17 protein-coding genes are annotated in these 19,425 nt (G+C 60.6%); 4 read left to right on the forward strand and 13 right to left on the reverse strand.

Annotated elements, in window-relative coordinates; genetic code table 11:
* On the forward strand, positions 1-1,287 hold the full coding sequence (gene phoR, locus A8O26_RS01625) for a phosphate regulon sensor histidine kinase PhoR (protein ID WP_253756631.1): 1,287 nt from the start codon (positions 1-3) through the stop codon (positions 1,285-1,287).
* Between the two features lie 122 nt (positions 1,288-1,409).
* A complete protein-coding gene (locus A8O26_RS01630; protein WP_008078763.1) occupies positions 1,410-2,750 on the forward strand; it encodes a hemolysin family protein in 1,341 nt (446 codons plus the stop codon).
* A gap of 128 nt (positions 2,751-2,878) precedes the next feature.
* Here A8O26_RS01630 and A8O26_RS01635 read toward each other — a convergent pair whose 3' ends face one another.
* The 8 genes from A8O26_RS01635 to A8O26_RS01670 form a co-directional block, all read right to left on the reverse strand.
* Positions 2,879-3,775 carry a peptidoglycan DD-metalloendopeptidase family protein gene (locus tag A8O26_RS01635; RefSeq protein ID WP_064116472.1) on the reverse strand — a complete coding sequence of 299 codons (897 nt, stop codon included), beginning with the start codon at positions 3,773-3,775 and terminating at the stop codon, positions 2,879-2,881.
* A gap of 222 nt (positions 3,776-3,997) precedes the next feature.
* The gene (locus A8O26_RS01640) at positions 3,998-4,954 is read right to left on the reverse strand and encodes a response regulator (protein ID WP_064116473.1); all 957 of its coding nucleotides are present in this window, start codon (positions 4,952-4,954) and stop codon (positions 3,998-4,000) included.
* A 177-nt stretch (positions 4,955-5,131) separates the two neighbouring features.
* Positions 5,132-5,893, reverse strand: coding sequence for a phosphate signaling complex protein PhoU (gene phoU, locus A8O26_RS01645; RefSeq protein ID WP_007954334.1), 762 nt, complete (start codon positions 5,891-5,893; stop codon positions 5,132-5,134).
* Positions 5,894-5,963: 70 nt separating this feature from the next.
* Positions 5,964-6,797, reverse strand: a complete 834-nt coding sequence (gene pstB, locus A8O26_RS01650; RefSeq protein WP_064116474.1) for a phosphate ABC transporter ATP-binding protein PstB — start codon at positions 6,795-6,797, stop codon at positions 5,964-5,966.
* Between the two features lie 121 nt (positions 6,798-6,918).
* Positions 6,919-8,589: a phosphate ABC transporter permease PstA gene (gene pstA, locus A8O26_RS01655; protein WP_016985764.1), complete on the reverse strand. Its 1,671-nt coding sequence runs from the start codon at positions 8,587-8,589 to the stop codon at positions 6,919-6,921.
* A gap of 16 nt (positions 8,590-8,605) precedes the next feature.
* A complete protein-coding gene (locus A8O26_RS01660; RefSeq protein ID WP_172828111.1) occupies positions 8,606-10,639 on the reverse strand; it encodes an ABC transporter permease subunit in 2,034 nt (677 codons plus the stop codon).
* 422 nt (positions 10,640-11,061) lie between these two features.
* Positions 11,062-12,063, reverse strand: a complete 1,002-nt coding sequence (locus A8O26_RS01665) for a phosphate ABC transporter substrate-binding protein PstS (RefSeq protein WP_064116476.1) — start codon at positions 12,061-12,063, stop codon at positions 11,062-11,064.
* Between the two features lie 233 nt (positions 12,064-12,296).
* Entirely contained in the window at positions 12,297-13,595 is a 1,299-nt protein-coding gene (locus tag A8O26_RS01670; RefSeq protein WP_064116477.1) for an MFS transporter, read from the reverse strand.
* Positions 13,596-13,971: 376 nt separating this feature from the next.
* Here A8O26_RS01670 and A8O26_RS01675 point away from each other — a divergent pair, with 376 nt between their 5' ends.
* Positions 13,972-14,376: an acyl-CoA thioesterase gene (locus A8O26_RS01675; protein WP_003229628.1), complete on the forward strand. Its 405-nt coding sequence runs from the start codon at positions 13,972-13,974 to the stop codon at positions 14,374-14,376.
* 57 nt (positions 14,377-14,433) lie between these two features.
* On the forward strand, positions 14,434-15,333 hold the full coding sequence (locus A8O26_RS01680) for a D-hexose-6-phosphate mutarotase (protein WP_064116478.1): 900 nt from the start codon (positions 14,434-14,436) through the stop codon (positions 15,331-15,333).
* 126 nt (positions 15,334-15,459) lie between these two features.
* Here the strand turns inward: A8O26_RS01680 and A8O26_RS01685 are convergent, their stop codons facing one another.
* The 5 genes from A8O26_RS01685 to A8O26_RS01705 form a co-directional block, all read right to left on the reverse strand.
* On the reverse strand, positions 15,460-15,996 hold the full coding sequence (locus A8O26_RS01685; RefSeq protein ID WP_064116479.1) for a DUF3299 domain-containing protein: 537 nt from the start codon (positions 15,994-15,996) through the stop codon (positions 15,460-15,462).
* Positions 15,997-16,089: 93 nt separating this feature from the next.
* Positions 16,090-16,335: a GlsB/YeaQ/YmgE family stress response membrane protein gene (locus A8O26_RS01690; RefSeq protein WP_003229635.1), complete on the reverse strand. Its 246-nt coding sequence runs from the start codon at positions 16,333-16,335 to the stop codon at positions 16,090-16,092.
* Between the two features lie 110 nt (positions 16,336-16,445).
* Positions 16,446-17,528 (reverse strand): 5-(carboxyamino)imidazole ribonucleotide synthase, encoded by a 1,083-nt coding sequence (locus tag A8O26_RS01695; RefSeq protein WP_064116480.1) that lies wholly within the window; start codon positions 17,526-17,528, stop codon positions 16,446-16,448.
* Positions 17,529-17,538: 10 nt separating this feature from the next.
* The gene (gene purE, locus A8O26_RS01700; protein ID WP_007954291.1) at positions 17,539-18,030 is read right to left on the reverse strand and encodes a 5-(carboxyamino)imidazole ribonucleotide mutase; all 492 of its coding nucleotides are present in this window, start codon (positions 18,028-18,030) and stop codon (positions 17,539-17,541) included.
* Between the two features lie 333 nt (positions 18,031-18,363).
* Positions 18,364-19,272: a LysR substrate-binding domain-containing protein gene (locus A8O26_RS01705; protein ID WP_064116481.1), complete on the reverse strand. Its 909-nt coding sequence runs from the start codon at positions 19,270-19,272 to the stop codon at positions 18,364-18,366.
* Between the last annotated feature and the right edge of the window lie 153 nt (positions 19,273-19,425).

Raw genomic sequence — 19,425 nt, forward strand, 5'->3', positions numbered from 1 at the left:
ATGCTGCTGCTGGTCACCGCCTGCCTGGTGATCGGCCTGATCACCGGCTATTACGGCTGGAGCCTCGCGGCGGGTCTGGGGATTTATCTGGGCTGGACGCTCAAGCAATTGCTGCGCCTGCACGAATGGCTGCGCCAGCATCAACCCGACGAAGCACCGCCCGACGGCTATGGCCTGTGGGGCGAGGTGTTCGACAGCATCTACCATCTGCAACGCCGCGACCAACGGGTGCGCGGGCGGCTGCAAGCGGTGATCGACCGGGTACAGGAGTCCACCGCCGCGCTGAAAGATGCGGTGATCATGCTCGACAGCGACGGCAATCTGGAATGGTGGAACCGTGCTGCCGAAACCCTGCTCGGCCTCAAGACCCCGCAAGACAGCGGCCAACCGGTGACCAACCTGGTGCGCCATCCGCGCTTCAAGGAATACTTCGAACAGGAAAGCTACGCCGAGCCGCTGGAAATCCCCTCGCCAACCAACGATCGCGTGCGCATTCAGCTGTACCTGACCCGCTACGGCAACAATGAACACTTGATGCTGGTGCGCGACGTCACACGCATCCATCAGCTGGAACAGATGCGCAAAGACTTCATCGCCAACGTCTCCCACGAGTTGCGCACACCGCTGACGGTGATCTGCGGCTATCTGGAAACCCTGCTCGACAACGTCGAAGAAGTGAACCCGCGCTGGAGCCGCGCGCTGCAGCAGATGCAACAACAGGGTGGGCGCATGCAGACGCTGCTCAACGATTTGTTGCTGCTGGCGAAACTGGAAGCTACTGATTACCCGTCGGACAACCAGCCAGTGCAGGTCGACTCGCTGCTGCAATCGATCAAGAGCGATGCGCAGCAATTGTCCGGATCGAAAAACCAGCGCATAACGTTGGAAGCCGACGCCGGCCTGTTGCTCAAGGGTAGCGAGGCGGAATTGCGTAGCGCGTTCTCGAATCTGGTGTTCAACGCGGTGAAGTACACCCCGGCCGAGGGCAACATCCGCATTCGCTGGTGGGGCGACGACCAGGGCGCGCACCTGAGCGTGCAGGATTCCGGGATCGGCATCGACAGCAAACACCTGCCGCGCCTGACCGAACGTTTCTACCGCGTCGACTCCAGCCGGAACTCCAACACCGGCGGCACCGGCCTGGGCCTGGCCATCGTCAAACACGTGTTGTTGCGCCATCGCGCGCGCATGGAAATCAGCAGCGTGCCCGGTCACGGCAGCACGTTCACCTGCCATTTCGCCCCGGCTCAGGTGGCCCAGGCGCGGGCGATCAGCGCCGCCGAGTGATACCGGCCAGCACGCGCCACTAGGCAATCGCCAAGTCAGCCGCTACATTGGCTGACTTGTGCCTGCCTTTCAGGCGCGACTTTTACCTCTTTTGAATCACACGGAACCCGCAAAACTCCATCATGGACCCTTCCCCTGGCTTGTCCCTCGCAACAATATTCGCCGATTTCGGCATGATCCTTTTTGCTCTGATCCTGGTTTTGCTCAACGGCTTTTTCGTTGCGGCGGAATTCGCCATGGTCAAACTGCGCTCGACCCGGGTCGAGGCCATCGCTGACAAAAACGGCTGGCGCGGGCACATCCTGCGCACCGTGCACAGTCAGCTCGATGCGTACCTCTCGGCGTGTCAGCTGGGTATCACCCTCGCCTCGCTTGGCCTTGGCTGGGTCGGTGAGCCGGCCTTTGCGCACATTCTCGAACCGCTGCTGAGCGCGGTCGGCGTGCAGTCGCCAGAAATCGTCAAGGGCGTGTCGTTCTTCACCGCGTTCTTCATCATTTCGTACCTGCACATCGTGGTCGGCGAACTGGCCCCGAAATCCTGGGCGATCCGCAAACCCGAATTGCTGTCGCTGTGGACGGCGGTGCCGCTGTACCTGTTCTACTGGGCGATGTACCCGGCGATCTACCTGCTCAACGCCAGCGCCAACGCGATTCTACGGATTGCCGGCCAGGGCGAACCCGGCCCGCATCACGAACACCATTACAGCCGCGAAGAACTGAAACTGATCCTGCACTCCAGCCGTGGCCAGGACCCGAGCGATCAGGGCATGCGCGTGTTGGCCTCGGCGGTGGAAATGGGCGAGCTGGAAGTGGTCGACTGGGCCAACTCTCGCGAAGACCTGATCACCCTCGAATTCAACGCGCCGCTGAAAGAAATCCTGGCGATGTTCCGTCGCCACAAGTTCAGCCGTTATCCGGTGTACGACAGCGAGCGCCAGGAGTTCGTCGGCCTGCTGCACATCAAGGATCTGCTGCTGGAACTGGCGGCGCTGGATCACATTCCCGAGTCGTTCAACCTGGCTGAACTGACCCGTCCGCTGGAGCGCGTGTCGCGGCATATGCCGCTGTCGCAGTTACTGGAGCAGTTCCGCAAGGGCGGCTCGCACTTCGCCGTGGTCGAGGAGGCTGACGGCAACATCATCGGCTACCTGACCATGGAAGACGTGCTGGAAGTGCTGGTCGGCGATATTCAGGACGAACACCGCAAGGCTGAGCGCGGGATCCTCGCCTATCAGCCGGGCAAGCTCTTGGTGCGTGGCGACACGCCGCTGTTCAAGGTGGAACGCCTGCTGGGCATCGACCTTGATCACATCGAAGCGGAAACCCTTGCCGGGCTGGTTTACGAAACCCTGAAACGGGTGCCGGAAGAGGAAGAAGTGCTGGAAGTCGAAGGCCTGCGCATCATCATCAAGAAGATGAAAGGGCCGAAGATTGTACTGGCCAAGGTGTTGATGCTGGATTGATGGGCTGATCCAGCACCGCGCCGCCCCTTTCGCGAGCAGGCTCGCTCCCACTCAGGAATGCATTTCAACTGTGGGAGCGAGCCGGCTCCGGGCGGCGTTCCGACGAAGGGGCCAACAGGTGCAACAGATCATTGCTTGCCCAACGCAAAGTTGGGCAACGCCCCCAGCGGCTGGTTGAACTGATACGGAATCGACACCAGCCCCTCCCCGGTATTGCGCTGCACCACAAAGTGCAAATGCGGGCCGCTGCTGTTGCCAGTGTTGCCTGACAGCGCCAGCGGACTGCCCACCGTCACCCGCTGCCCTTCGCGCACGCTCACCGAGCCTTGCTTGAGGTGCAGGTACACGCCCATGGTGCCGTCGTCATGCAGCACCCGCACAAAGTTGCCGGAAGCATCATTGCCGCGTCCGCTCTGTGAATTCTCGGTCTTCACCACCACCCCCGCCCGCGCGGCAATGATCGGCGTGCCCACCGGCATGGCGATGTCCATCGCATAGCGATTCTTCGGCCCGTAGTGGCTGTACTGGCCGTTGGCGCCCTGACTCAGACGGAACGGCCCGCCACGCCACGGCAGCGGATAGCGATAGCTCTGCGCCGTACCCGCAGGGTCGCCCAGGGCGTACTGGAACTGCGGCGTATACACCAACGGCTTGCCGCCGGTAATTGCCGTCAGCAGCGCCAGGCGCGTGTTGCTGCGCGCCGGCAGCACCCGGCGGATGGTTTGCGCCGGCGCACCACGCACATTGCTCATCCCGGTAAACGCCAGGGCCACCTCGACCGGCGCGTACAGATCGTTGCGCACGAAGACCACGTCGACGCCTTTCTGTTTCTTGATATCGAGATAAACCTGCCGCTCCAGGCGCTCGACCATGCGGTCCTGAAAGACGAACACCTGCGAGCCTTTGCTCGGCCGGTCGCTGTAGGAGACCACGCCGTTGGCATCGGTGGATTTGTAAATGGTCATGGCCACAGCCGAGGTGGCGGCCATGAAGAGACCACAGAAAAACAGCAGGCGCGCGAGCATGGGCAAAAGTCTGTCGAAGTGAGGCCTGGGAATGAGCCTAGCAGGTGAAGCAGACCAGGCTAGTCGACAGATGTTTCAAATTGGCAGGTGCGGGAGATGGGTGGTGCTTTTGATGGCCCCTTCGTCGGAACGCCGCCCGGAGCCGGCTCGCTCCCACATTTGGAATGCATTCCAGGGTGGGAGCGAGCCTGCTCGCGATAGCGGACTGTCAGGCGACGAAGATCAAGCGCCCGGAACGAAGTGCTTCTGCGCCGTGCCGCGAGCGATCAGGCGGGAGATGTAGTCGAGCTTCTGCGCATCCTGATCGACAAAGCGGAAGGTCAGTTGCAGCCAGTCGCTGTCGGCTTTCTGCTCATGCGCAACGATGGCGTGCAGGTAACCGTTGAGGCGGGCGATTTCAGCGTTGTCGCCCTGCTCCAGGTCGAGCACGGCGCTGTCGAGGATCTGCGGCAGGGTGTCGGTGCGTTTGATCACCAGCAACGCTTCCTTGATGCTCAGCGCTTTGATCACGCATTGCTGGGTGCCGCTTGGCAGGCGCAATTGGCCTTGACCGCGACCGCCGACCGGCGCTTTCGACGCTGCCGGGGCCTGAACCGGTGGGCTGTTGAGCAAACCACGCGACGGTGCTGCGGCTGGGGCTGGCGCAGCGGCAACCGGTTTGGCGAACGGGTTGACCGCTGCGGCGGCTGGCGCGCCGCCAACCACGGCAGGTTTGCCGCCGGTCAAGGCGCTCAGGGAATCGTTGCCGAACGCCGAGTTCATCTTGGTCGGTGCGCTGTTCATCAGGGTGTCGAGCTTGCCGACCTTGTTCAGCGCCTGCTTGACCTTGGTCAGCAGTTGTTCGTTGGTGAACGGCTTGCTGACGTAACCGGAGACCCCGGCCTGAATCGCCTGCACGACGTTTTCCTTGTCGCCACGGCTGGTGACCATGACGAACGGCATGGTCTTGAGGTTGTCTTGCTCGCGGCACCAGGTCAGCAGTTCGAGGCCGGACATTTCCGGCATTTCCCAGTCGCACAGAACCAGGTCAAACGCTTCTCTGGCCAGCATGGCCTGAGCCTTTTTACCGTTGACGGCGTCCTCGGTGCGGATTCCCGGGAAGTAATTACGCAGGCACTTTTTCACCAGGTCACGAATGAACGAAGCATCGTCCACGACCAACACACTGATCTTGCTCATCCAACACCCCTATTAAAATCCCGGCAAGCATAACGCTGGCTGATGGCACATTGCCAAAACTCTTCAGTCACGCCGGGACTTTTCGTTCGCGGGTGCTGCTTTTTAATTCGATCTGCCTTGTGAAAAGCAGAAACAAAAACGCCCGGCCAAAGGGCCGGGCGCTTTTCTCAGGCAATCTTACTTATCGTCAGCATCGCCCGGAACATTAGCGGTTTCGCCGCTTGTCCCTTCAACTTCTTCCTTCATGCGCTTGAGGCCCATGTGGCGCACGTCGGTACCGCGCACCAGGTAGATGACCAATTCGGAGATGTTGCGCGCGTGGTCGCCGATCCGCTCCAGCGAACGCAGCACCCAGATGATGCTCAAGACCCGCGAGATAGAGCGCGGGTCTTCCATCATGTAGGTCGCCAGTTCGCGCAGGGCGGTCTTGTATTCGCGGTCGATGATCTTGTCGTATTGCGCCACCGACAACGCCAGATCGGCGTCGAAACGGGCAAACGCGTCCAGCGCATCGCGAACCATGTTGCGCACTTGGTCGCCAATGTGGCGAACCTCGACGTAACCACGCGGCGCTTCGCCTTCTTCGCACAGCTGAATCGCGCGGCGAGCAATCTTGGTCGCTTCGTCACCGATGCGCTCAAGGTCAATCACCGACTTGGAGATGCTGATGATCAGACGCAAGTCGGAGGCCGCCGGCTGACGACGGGCGAGAATGCGCAGGCATTCTTCGTCGATGTTGCGTTCCATCTGGTTGATCTGGTCGTCGATCTCGCGCACCTGCTGAGCCAGGCCGGAGTCGGCCTCGATCAGCGCGGTCACCGCGTCATTGACCTGCTTCTCGACCAATCCACCCATGGCCAGGAGGTGGCTGCGCACTTCCTCGAGCTCGGCGTTGAACTGCGCGGAGATGTGGTGGGTAAGGCCTTCTTTACTAATCATGTTGGCGTCCTTGGAGCGTCCGGTAAGGTGCGGTGGGCCGCAGCGTCAATCTGTGAATAAACCGCAACTGTCAGCCATAACGACCGGTGATGTAGTCTTCGGTCTGCTTCTTCGCCGGATTGGTGAACAGGGTGTCGGTGTCGCCGAATTCCACCAGTTTGCCCATGTACATGAACGCCGTGTAGTCGGACACCCGCGCCGCCTGTTGCATGTTGTGCGTCACGATGACGATGGTGAACTTGGATTTCAGCTCGTAGATCAGCTCTTCGACTTTCAGCGTCGAGATCGGGTCGAGGGCCGAGCACGGTTCGTCGAGCAGCAGCACTTCCGGCTCAACCGCGATGGTGCGGGCGATCACCAGACGCTGCTGCTGACCACCGGACAGACCGAGTGCCGATTCGTGCAGACGGTCTTTGACTTCGTCCCACAGCGCCGCGCCTTTCAACGCCCACTCGACCGCTTCGTCGAGGATGCGCTTTTTGTTGATGCCTTGAATGCGCAGGCCGTACACCACGTTTTCATAGATGGTTTTCGGGAACGGGTTCGGCTTCTGGAACACCATGCCGACGCGACGACGCAGTTCGGCGACGTCTTCGCCTTTGCGATAGATGTTGTTGCCGTACAGGTTGATCGCGCCTTCTACGCGGCAACCGTCAACCAGATCGTTCATGCGGTTGAAGGTGCGCAGCAAGGTCGACTTGCCGCAGCCGGACGGGCCGATGAAGGCGGTCACGCGCTGTTTCGGGATGTTCATGCTGACGTCGAACAGCGCTTGTTTCTCGCCGTAGTACAGGCTCAGGCCCGGTACTTCGATGGCCACGGTTTCCTGTTCGAGGTTGAGGCTCTGCTTGTCGCGGCCCAGGGCGGACATGTTGATGCCGTGGGTATGTGCTTCGTGCTGCATGGGAGGCTCCCTGTGCTAACAAATTCGGTTCGGAACACTGCTTGTTGCAGCTTCCATCAATATTGCGGTGGCCGCGGATCAATGTGGGAGCGAGCTTGCTCCCACAGGGTTCGCTTCGTCCTTAGCTATCCAGCGCTTTGTATTTTTCGCGCAGGTGGTTGCGGATATACACCGCCGACAGGTTCAACGTCGCGATCACCAGCACCAGCAACAGCGCCGTGGCGTACACCAGCGGACGCGCCGCTTCGACGTTCGGACTCTGGAAGCCGACGTCATAGATGTGGAAGCCCAGGTGCATGATCTTCTGATCCAGGTGCAGGTACGGGTAGTTGCCGTCCACCGGCAGCGACGGCGCCAGTTTCACCACACCCACCAGCATCAGCGGCGCCACTTCACCGGCGGCGCGAGCCACGGCGAGGATCATGCCGGTCATCATTGCCGGGCTGGCCATCGGAATCACGATCTTCCAAAGGGTTTCAGCCTTGGTCGCGCCAAGGGCCAACGAGCCTTCACGCACGGTGCGCGGAATACGCGCCAGACCTTCCTCGGTCGCCACAATCACCACCGGCACCGCCAGCAGCGCCAAAGTCAGCGACGCCCAGAGCAGACCCGGTGTACCGAAAGTCGGTGCCGGCAGCGCTTCCGGGAAGAACAAGCGGTCGACCGAACCACCGAGCACGTAAACGAAGAAGCCCAGACCGAACACGCCGTAAACGATCGCCGGAACACCCGCGAGGTTGTTCACCGCGATACGGATGATCCGCGTCAGGGTGTTCTGCTTGGCGTATTCACGCAGGTACACCGCCGCCAGCACGCCGAACGGGGTGACGATCATCGCCATGATCAGGGTCATCATCACGGTGCCGAAGATCGCCGGGAAGATCCCGCCTTCAGTGTTCGCTTCACGCGGGTCGTCGGAGAGGAATTCCCAGATCTTGCTGAAGTAGAAACCGACTTTGGTGAAGGTGCTCATCGCGTTCGGCTGGTAGGCGTGAACCACTTTGCCCAGACCGATTTCGATCTCTTTGCCGTTGGCATCGCGAGCGGTCAAGGCATCGCGGTTGAACTGCGCATGCAGATCGGCCAGACGCGCTTCGATGTCCTGATAACGCGCATTCAACTCGGCACGCTCGGACTCCATGTCCGCTTGCGCGGTGGCGTCGAGTTTGCCTTCCAGTTCCAGTTTGCGACCGTGCAGACGGATGCGCTCCAGGCCTGCGTTGATTGCACCGATGTCAGTCTTTTCCAGCGACTTCAGTTGTGCAGCCAGACCGTTCACACGGTTGATCCGCGCCTGCAACTCAGGCCATGCAGCCTCGCCTTCGGCGATGACCTTGCCGTCCTGTTTGACGTTGACCAGGTAGCCGTAGAAGTTGCCCCACTCGCGACGCTCGATCGCCATCAATTCTGGCGGCGTGGTCTGGTTGGTCAGCCACTCGCCGACGATCCAGGTGAAGTCGTTGCCGTTCAGGTCACGGTTGCCGACCTTGATCAGCTCGCGGGTCATGAATTCCGGGCCGACGTCGGGCACCGGCAAACCGGCGCTCTTCAGTCGGGCACGCGGCACTTCTTCTTTCTGCACCACTTCGCCAACAACCAGATGCTGGGCCTGGCCGGGCACGTCGTAGCTGGCATGCACCAGATCCGCCGGCCAGAAGTGACCCAGACCGCGCACGGCAATCACCGCCAGCAGGCCAATGGTCATGATGACCGCGATGGACACCGCGCCACCGCTGATCCAGACGCCCGGGGCGCCGCTCTTGAACCATCCTTTCAAGGAGTTCTGTTTCACAGACTTCTACCTTTGCTTAAAGCGACGAGTATTTCTTGCGCAGACGCTGACGAATCAGTTCTGCCAGGGTGTTCATGACGAAGGTGAACAACAGCAGCACCAGCGCCGAGAGGAACAGCACGCGGTAGTGGCTGCCGCCGACTTCCGACTCGGGCATTTCCACCGCGACGTTGGCGGCCAGAGTGCGCAGGCCTTCGAACAGGTTCATTTCCATGACCGGGGTGTTGCCGGTGGCCATCAGCACGATCATGGTTTCGCCGACCGCGCGGCCCATGCCGATCATCAGCGCCGAGAAGATCCCCGGGCTGGCGGTCAGAATCACCACGCGAGTCATGGTCTGCCACGGCGTGGCACCGAGTGCCAGCGAGCCGAGGGTCAGTCCACGCGGCACGCTGAACACGGCGTCTTCAGCGATCGAGTAGATGTTCGGGATGACCGCAAAACCCATGGCCAGACCAACCACCAGTGCGTTGCGCTGGTCGTAGGTGATGCCCAGGTCGTGAGAGATCCACATGCGCATGTCGCCGCCGAAGAACCAGTTCTCCATGAACGGACTCATGTACAGCGACAGCCAGCCTACAAACAGGATCACTGGAATCAGCAGCGCACTTTCCCAACCGTCCGGGACTTTCAGGCGGATCGATTCAGGCAGACGGCTGAAGGTGAAACCGGCGACCAGAATGCCGATCGGCAGCAACATCAGCAGGCTGAAAATGCCCGGCAGATGCCCTTCGACGTATGGCGCGAGGAACAGACCGGCGAAGAAACCGAGGATCACCGTCGGCATCGCTTCCATCAGCTCGATCACCGGTTTGACCTTGCGGCGCATGCCCGGGGCCATGAAATACGCGGTGTAGATTGCAGCAGCAACCGCCAGCGGCGCGGCCAGCAGCATCGCGTAGAACGCGGCTTTCAGCGTGCCGAAAGTCAGTGGCGAGAGGCTCAGTTTCGGTTCGAAATCGGTGTTGGCGGCGGTCGATTGCCAGACGTATTTAGGCTCGTCGTAGTTCTCGTACCAGACCTTGCTCCACAGCGCGCTCCACGACACTTCCGGGTGCGGGTTGTCGAGCAGCAGCGGTTGCAGCTTGCCGCCGGCTTCGACGATGACACGGTTGGCGCGTGGCGACAGACCGAAAACACCTTGACCATCGACCACTTGATCTACCAGCAGCGTGCGGTGCGCGGTGCTGTGGAACACGCCGAGCTTGCCGCTGGCATCCAGCGCGAGGAAGCCTTTGCGACGCTCTTCGGCGGTGATTTCAACGATTGGCGTGGTGCCCATCTGGAAGGTGCGAATTTGCTTCAGGCGCAGTTCGCCGTCGGTGTCACGGGCCATGAACCACTGGGCCAGACCACCCTTGGAGTCGCCGACGATCAGCGAGATACCACCGACCAGTTGAGTGGTCGCGGTGACTTCGGCATCAGCGTTTTCCAGCAGTTTGTAGCGACCGTTGAGGCTCTTGTCGCGCAGGCTGAACACATCGGCCTGAGCGCGACCGTTGACCACGTACAGCCACTGCTGGCGCGGGTCGACGAAGATGTTTTTCACGGGTTCAGTCATCTGCGGCAGATCAATACGCTTCTGCTCGTTGGTGACTTCACCGGTCATCATGTTTTCTTCGCTGGTCAGCGACAACACATTGAGTTGCGAACCGGTCGAACCGACCAGCATCAGCGTCGTGTCGGTGGCATTCAGGCTGACATGCTCCAGCGCACCGCCGGCTTCGTTCAACGCGATCGGCGTCTCGCCGTACGGATATTCAATCGCCGGGGTGATGGTTTTCTTGCCATCGGGGTAGCTGACTTTATAGGTGTGACGGAACACCAGCGCCTGGCCATTGGACAAGCCCACGGCTACCAGCGGGTGGCCCGGCTGATCTTCACCAATCGAGGTCACGGTGGCGCCAGCAGGCACCGGCAGATCGACGCGCTTCAGTTCAGCGCCACTGTCGATATCAAAGAACAACGCCTGGCCCTTGTCGGAAACGCGCATCGCCACCTGATTCTGCTCTTCGAGCGAAATCATCAGCGGCTTGCCGGCGTCCTGCATCCAGGCCGGGGTGATCGAGTCTTTCGCGGTCAGGTCGGCACCCTTGAACAGCGGCGCGACCACGTAGGCGAGGAAGAAGAAGATCAGGGTGATGGCTGCCAGCACCGCCAGACCGCCAACGAGGACGTACCAGCGGGTGAAGCGATCCTTGAGCGCGCGAATGCGGCGCTTGCGTTGCAGCTCAGGCGTATTGAAATCAATGCGCTTGGGAGGATTAGTAGTCATGTGGGAATTGGCCAGATCATTCATGCGCTCACCCTAGCGATCCTGTATGACAGAAAGATGACAATGCAGTGACGCAGCAAATCCACCGCCAGCGGGACTGGCAGAGGATCAAAAATTTGAGGTGTGGAAAAGGCCGGCCTGCAAGCAGATCCGGCCTTTTACCTGAGTCCGGCGGGGTTCACCCCAGACTCAATTTGTTACTTCTTTGCGACTTCAGCGCCGCCTTCCTGCAGACCCAGGTCAGCCAGTGCTTTTGCAGCAACCTTGGCTGGCAGTGGGATGTAACCGTCTTTCACCACAACTTCCTGGCCCTGTTTCGACAACACCAGTTTCACGAACTCAGCTTCCAGCGGAGCCAGAGGCTTGTTCGGGGCTTTGTTGACGTAAACGTAGAGGAAACGCGACAGCGGGTACTTGCCGTTCAGGGCGTTTTCTTCGGTGTCTTCGATGAAGTCAGTGCTGCCCTTCTTCGACAGCGCCACGGTTTTCACGCTGGCAGTCTTGTAGCCGATGCCCGAGTAACCGATCCCGTTCAGCGAGGAGCTGATCGACTGCACAACCGACGCCGAACCTGGTTGTTCGTTGACGTTTGGTTTGTAGTCGCCTTTGCACAGGGCTTCTTCTTTGAAGTAGCCGTAAGTGCCGGATACCGAGTTACGACCGAACAGCTGCACTGGCTTGTTGGCCAGGTCGCCGGTCACGCCCAGGTCGCCCCAGGTTTTCACGTCGGCTTTGGCGCCGCACAGACGGGTCGACGAGAAGATCGCATCAACCTGTTCCATGGTCAGGTGCTGGATCGGGTTGTCTTTGTGTACGAAGACAGCCAGAGCATCCACGGCAACCGGGATAGCGGTTGGCTTGTAGCCGTACTTCTGCTCGAAAGCAGCCAGTTCGGTGTCCTTCATCTTGCGGCTCATCGGGCCCAGGTTGGAGGTGCCTTCAGTCAGCGCAGGTGGCGCAGTGGCGGAGCCGGCGGCCTGAATCTGGATATTTACGTTCGGGTATTCTTTTTTGTAGTTCTCAGCCCAGAGGGTCATGAGGTTGGCCAGGGTATCGGAGCCGACGCTGGACAGGTTGCCCGACACACCAGCGGTCTTGGTGTAGCTCGGGATAGCAGGGTCAACAGCGGCAACCGCGTTGGCAGTCGCAACGCCAGCAGCGACAAAAGTCATTGCCGCCATCAAACGCTTCAGTTTCATGCCTTACTCCTAGCAGATAGGGTGTGTTAAGTCGGGGCCAAGTATCAGCAGGCCGTGTGAACACTCTATGGCTGAAATATGACAATTGGATGAAAGGCCAGCATCCGAGGTTTTACCGGATGATTCGTGGTGCCCTCATTCGCGAGCAGGCTCGCTCCCACAGTTGAAATGCATTCCAAATGTGGGAGCGCGCCTGCTCGCGAAGGCGCCGGGAGTATTGAGGAGATTTCGGATCAGCGCCCCTTCTTCCAGAGCCACGCCCCCACCAGAATCCCCATCGCACACAGCACCGCCACATAGTAGGCAGGCCCCATCGCGCTTTCTTTCAGCAGCAGGCTGACCACCATCGGCGTCAACCCGCCGAAGATCGCGTAAGCCACGTTGTACGAGAACGACAACCCGCTGAAGCGCACCACCGGCGGGAACGCTTTGACCATCACGTACGGCACCGCACCAATGGTGCCGACCAGAAAACCGGTCAGCGCATACAGCGGGAACAGCCAGTTCGGGTGATCGGCGAGGCTGTGATAGAAGGTCCAGGAACTGATCAGCAAGCCCAGGCAACCGAACACGAATACGCGACCTGCGCCAAATCGATCGGCTAGTGCGCCCGAGATAATGCAGCCGATGCTCAGGAACACGATCGCCAGACTGTTCGATTGCAGCGACTCGGTCGGCGTGAAGTGATAGACCGTTTGCAGCACGGTCGGAGTCATCAGGATGACCACGACGATGCCCGCGGAGAGCAGCCAGGTCAGCAGCATCGAGATTGCAATCGCCCCGCGATGGTCACGCAGCACTGCACGCAGCGGCACTTCTTCGGCCAGCGCCTTGCGCTGTTGCAGTTCGGCGAACACCGGGGTTTCGTGCAGCCAGCGGCGCAGGTACACCGAGAACAGACCGAACACGCCGCCGAGCAGGAACGGAATCCGCCAGGCGTAATCGGAAACTTCCGCAGGCGTATAGATGCTGTTGATCGCGGTGGCGACCAGCGAGCCGAGCAGGATGCCGGCGGTCAGGCCGCTGGTGAGCGTGCCGCAGGCGTAACCCATGTGTTTTTGTGGGACGTGTTCGGAAACGAAGACCCACGCCCCCGGCACCTCACCGCCAATCGCCGCGCCCTGAATCACCCGCATCACCAGCAGCAGGATCGGCGCCCACATGCCGATCTGCGCATACGTTGGCAACAGACCCATGATCAGGGTCGGCACGGCCATCATGAAGATGCTCAGGGTGAACATCTTCTTGCGCCCCAGCAGATCGCCGAAGTGCGCCATGACGATGCCGCCCAACGGCCGCGCGAGGTAGCCGGCGGCGAAGATGCCGAAGGTCTGCATCAGGCGCAGCCACTCGGGCATGTCGGCCGGGAAGAACAGCTTGCCGACCACGGTGGCGAAGAAAACGAAGATGATGAAATCGTAGAACTCCAGCGCGCCACCAAGGGCGGACAACGACAGAGTCTTGTAGTCATTGCGGGTCAACGGTCGTGCGGGTTGCTCGGGCTGCGCGAGGCTCGAAGGCGCTGTGGTCATGGCAAGGGCTTCTCTTATAGTCGGATCTGCCGCCACAACAACGCTGGCGGTGGCTTGGGCAGGTTCGGCACCATAGCAAATTGTTCGAAAAAGCACATGGAGGCGCGTATTTGACGGTCGAAATGAGAACCGGATGGTCGTCGTGGAGTCTACCGACCGATATACTCGCAACCTGCTCCGGTTTGTAGGGGGTTGCTGTGCGAAAACGTCGTTGGCCCGACCTTTGCTCGGGATTAGCCGGTTTCGCAGAGTTTCTCCTTAGGCGCCTGATGGAAAACGTGACGAACGTCGTATGTTCGGTGCTGAATCGTTTTTCCCGAAGACGGCTACCACCAGCAATACCAACGAAGAGTCACGGGTCAGAGGCACCCCCGGCATGATAGAGCTCGAACAAGAAGATCCAATCCCGCAAGGCGACCTGGCCCTGCAAATCACCGCACTTCCACGTGAAACCAACGGCTTTGGCGATATTTTCGGCGGCTGGCTGGTGGCGCAGATGGATTTGGCCGGCACCGCAATGGCCAGCCGTGTCGCTGGCGGCCGTGTCGCCACCGTGGCCATCGATCGCATGGCGTTCCTCGTGCCGGTGGCAGTCGGCGCGCAATTGTCCTTTTATACCCAGACTCTGGAAATCGGCCGTAGCTCGATCCAGATGATGGTTGAAGTGTGGAGCGACGACCCGCTGTCCAGCGAGTGGCGTAAAGTCACCGAAGCGGTCTTCGTCTTCGTCGCCATCGACGGCAGCGGCCGCACTCGCTCGGTTCCACCGCGCGCGCGCTAAACCTCGCGGCCGTTTGACGGTCGATAGTTGTCCTTGTTACTGATCGAGAGCTGTCCCATGAACACGCCCAACGTTGAAGCGGTGAAACTGGATGAACTGAACTGCTGGCGCATCCGCCACGGTCAGGCCGAAGTGCTGGTGGCCCAGCAAGGCGCGCACATCCTCAGTTATCAGATCGATGGGCAGCCGCCGATCATCTGGCTCAACGACAAGGCCGAGTTCAAGACCGGCAAAAGCATCCGCGCCGGCGTGCCAGTGTGCTGGCCGTGGTTCGGCAAGTTCGAACGCAACCCGCAGAGCGTCCAGGCCATGTACACCGGCAACCAACCGGCGCCCGCGCACGGTCTGGTGCGGGCGATGGATTGGGAGCTGGGCGGCATCGAATCAGAGGCTGACGGCGTCAAGGTCGAATTCAAGCTGCCCTACCCCGAAGGTGGCCTGCCGGGCTGGCCGCATCAGGTCGATCTGACCCTGACCCTGCATTTGTCCGAGCAATTGAGCTTCAGCCTGACCAGCCATAACCGTGGCAGTGACACCGTCAGCCTGAGTCAGGCGCTGCACACGTATTTCGCGGTCAGTGATGTGCGCAATGTGCACGTCGACGGTGTCGATGGCTTGAATTACATCGAGACGCTGGATGACTGGAACACTCACAGCCACCAAGGTGACCTGCATTTCGCCGGTGAAACTGACCGCATCTACCTCGATGCGCCGCCACAGCTGAGCATCGTCGACCCGGCCTGGGAACGACGCATTGTGCTGACGGCTACCGGCTCACGCACGGCGGTGATCTGGAACCCGTGGATCGATCGCGCCGCAGCGCTGGCGGATATGGACAACGATGGCTGGCAGCGCATGCTGTGCATCGAGACGGCGAATGTGATGGATGACGTGGTTACGCTGGCACCGGGTGCGAGCCATACCATGGGCGTCAGCGTCGCCAGCAAACCGCTCTAACCAGCACCGCAATACAAAATGTGGGAGCGAGCTTGCTCGCGAAGGCGTTGTATCAGTCAACATTCAAATGTCTGATACACCGCTTTCGCGAGCAGGCTCGCTCCCACAGTTGCTTCGTGGTGATTGTTAGAGATCAGATTCCTGCACCACCCGCACCTTGTCCGCTTCCAGCGCATACGCCGCGTCCGCCAGATCATTACTGACCTTCTCGACTTTCAGCGTGCCGGTCACCCACAACGGCGTGTAGATGTCATCCAGCTTCAACCCCTTCGGATAACGCACCAGCACCAGTTGATTCGGCGGCGGTGGCGGCACGTGGATGCACGCGCCCGGATACGGCACGAGGAAGAACAGCGTACTGCGGCCCTTGGCGTCGGATTCCAGCGGCACCGGATAACCACCGATGCGGATGTGCTTGGCATTCATCGACGCCACGGTTTTGGTCGAATACATCACCGCCGGCAGACCTTTGGCCTGCTTCATCCCGCCCTTCTCGGTGAAGGTGCCGGTGGCTTCCGGGGAGTTGTGGTCGATTTCAGGCATGGCCTCAAGGGCCTTTTGATCCGACTTGGGCATCAGTTCGAGCCAGTCGGTTTCCGGCAGTTCGCCGGCGTGGGCCAAACCGCTGCCCAGGAAAAGGAGAGTCAACAGAAGACGGCGCATGAAGGTGCTCGGTATAGAAAGGAAGGAACGTTGAATCGCCGAGCATTCTAGCCCTCCCGGCCACGTTGGCCGAGAGGGCTTTGTCGCTTTGGATCAGTTCTTTTTGATCAGGCCGTAGATCACCAGCAACACGATCGCGCCGACCAGTGCGCCGATGAAGCCTGCGCCCTGACCTGCCTGATAGATGCCCAGGGCCTGGCCGCCGTAAGTGGCTGCCAGCGAACCGCCGATACCGAGCAGGATGGTCATGATCCAGCCCATGCTGTCATCGCCCGGTTTCAGGAACCGCGCCAGCAGGCCGACGATCAAGCCGATAAAGATGGTTCCGATAATTCCCATGGCAATTCCCTCTCAGTAGTAGATATGCGAAGCCTAGTCAGACTTTGGCATCCTGCCATGAGAGAACAGCGGCCCCTGAATGGTTCCGCCGCTGCCACATGAAACTGTCGTTACTCGGCGATCAGCGCTTCGACCTTGACGATCTGCGCTTGCAGCGTGGCCATGTCGGCGCAGCGCAGGTTGGCGTGGCCAACCTTGCGCCCGGCCTTGAAGGCTTTGCCGTAGTGATGCAGATGGCAGTCTTCAATCGCGATGACTTTCTCAACGGGCGGTACAACACCGATGAAGTTGAGCATCGCGCTCTCGCCAACCTTGGCCGTCGAGCCCAGCGGCAGGCCGGCAACGGCGCGCAGGTGGTTTTCGAACTGGCTGCACTCGGCGCCTTCGGTGGTCCAGTGCCCGGAGTTGTGCACGCGTGGGGCGATCTCGTTGGCTTTCAGGCCACCGTCGACTTCAAAGAACTCGAACGCCATCACGCCGACGTAGTTCAACTGCTTGAGCACACGGCTCGAGTAGTCTTCGGCCAAGGCCTGCAACGGGTGATCGGTGCTGGCAACGGACAGCTTGAGAATGCCGCTGTCGTGGGTGTTGTGCACCAGCGGATAGAACCTGGTTTCGCCATCGCGAGCACGCACGGCGATCAGCGAGACTTCACCGGTGAATGGTACAAAACCTTCCAGCAGGCAGGACACGCTGCCCAGTTCGGCGAAGGTATCGACTACGTCTTCCGGCTTGCGCAGGACTTTCTGGCCCTTGCCGTCGTAACCCAAGGTACGGGTTTTCAGCACGGCCGGCAGACCGATCGAAGCAACCGCAGCGTCCAGATCGGCTTGCGATTGAATGTCGGCGAAGGCCGGCGTCGGGATGCCCAGATCCTTGAACATGCTCTTTTCGAACCAGCGATCGCGAGCGATACGCAAGGCTTCGGCGCTCGGATAAACCGGGACGAATTGCGACAGGAATGCCACGGTTTCGGCCGGGACGCTTTCGAACTCGAAGGTCACCAGATCGACTTCATCGGCCAGTTGGCGCAAATGATCCTGATCGCCGTAATCGGCCCGCAGGTGTTCGCCCAGCGCGGCCGCACAGGCGTCCGGCGCAGGGTCGAGAAAAGCGAAGTTCATGCCCAGCGGAGTACCCGCCAAGGCCAACATGCGACCCAACTGGCCGCCACCGATTACACCGATCTTCATCTCAACAACCTCAGGCAATACGTGGGTCTGGATTGTCCAGGACGCTGTCTGTCTGCTCGGCACGGAAGGTTTTCAGTACCGCGTGGAACTGTGGATGCTTGGCGCCGAGGATGCTCGCCGAGAGCAGCGCGGCGTTGATCGCGCCAGCTTTGCCGATGGCCAGGGTTGCGACCGGAATGCCGGCCGGCATCTGCACGATCGACAGCAGCGAGTCGACGCCCGAGAGCATGGCCGACTGTACGGGTACGCCCAGCACCGGCAGGTGGGTCTTGGCCGCACACATGCCTGGCAAGTGGGCTGCGCCACCGGCACCGGCGATAATCACCTCGATGCCGCGGCCTTCAGCCTCTTCGGCGTACTGGAACAGCAGATCCGGGGTACGGTGGGCAGAGACCACTTTGACCTCGTACGGGATGCCGAGCTTTTCCAGCATATCGGCGGTGTGGCTAAGGGTGGACCAATCGGACTTGGAGCCCATGATCACGCCAACCAGTGCACTCATCGTCGCGCCTCTTCTCTCTGGAGCGCCCGCAGGCGCGTCATAAAACAACAAGCCACGCAGGTTGCGTGGCTTGATTGTACGAAAAATGGCCGGACGTGCCGGCCGAAGGCCGCGCAGTATACCGCAAAGAAAGCAATAAACAGCCCCCCGCGCGACCATCTGTCATCTGCCGCAAATGCCCGGTTTTATTGACCTGAAGGTCAGCGCAGACACACCTCAAATTCCATTGTGGGAGCGAGCTTGCTCGCGAAAGCGGTGTGTCAGTCGCCATCCATGTTTCTGACACGACGCCTTCGCGAGCAAGCTCGCTCCCACAATTGGCTCCGCGGTGGCTCAGGAAGCTTGGGCAGCACCGCCTTCGAGCTTGCGCCACAACAGCCGGACGTTGGCTTTGCGCACCAGCGCGCAGCGATACAGACGAATCTCCAGCGGCACGTGCCATTGCGGGCCGCCGCAGACCACCAGTTCGCCACGGGCCAGTTCCGCGCGCACGCTCAGTTGCGGCACCCAGGCGATGCCCAGCCCCTCCAGCGCCATGCTTTTCAGGCTGTCAGCCATCGCGGTTTCGTAAATAGTGGTGAAGCGCAACTGACGCTGACGCAGCAATCCATTCACTGAACGCCCTAGAAACGCGCCAGCGCTATACGCCAGCAACGGCACGCTCGCCTCTCCTTCCAGATCGAACAACGGCTTGCCCTCGGCATCCGCCGCGCACACCGGCAACATCTCGGTCTGGCCCAAATGCAGCGACGGGAAGATCTCCGGGTCCATCTGCATCGCCGCGTCCGGGTCGTAGAACGCCAGCATCAGATCGCAGCCACCTTCACGCAGCGCATGCACCGCGTCGCCGACGTTGGTCGCGACCAGTCGCGTGGCAATGTTCAAACCTTCATTGCGCAGTTGCGCGATCCAGCGCGGAAAGAAACCCAGTGCCAGCGAGTGAGCGGCAGCGACTTGCATCACTTCACCCTGCCCGCCTTCCAGATGATGCAGGTGGCGCAGCACTTCACCGAGCTGTTCGACCACCGTGCGCGCGGTCACCAGAAACAGCTGTCCCGCCGCCGTCAATTCGATCGGCGTGCGCGAGCGATTGACCAGAGTCAGCCCCAGTGCCGCCTCCAGACTGCGGATCCGCCGACTGAAGGCCGGCTGGGTCACGAAGCGTCGTTCGGCCGCTTGCGAGAAGCTGCGGGTGGCGGCCAGGGCACTGAAGTCCTCGAGCCATTTGCTTTCCAGATTCATCACGTCCTCCCGGACACGCACCAAAACAGGTCACACGTCTGCCGCGCACGCGGCGTCACACGGGCATTATGCCGAATGTGCATAGGGCAGTGCTTAACAGCATTGGCCCAAAAATTCGCACAAGCCTAGCATTCGCAGCGTTCCGGCACAGAC

The sequence above is a fragment of the Pseudomonas fluorescens genome (assembly GCF_001648775.1).
GTDB classification, from domain to species: domain Bacteria; phylum Pseudomonadota; class Gammaproteobacteria; order Pseudomonadales; family Pseudomonadaceae; genus Aquipseudomonas; species Aquipseudomonas fluorescens_M.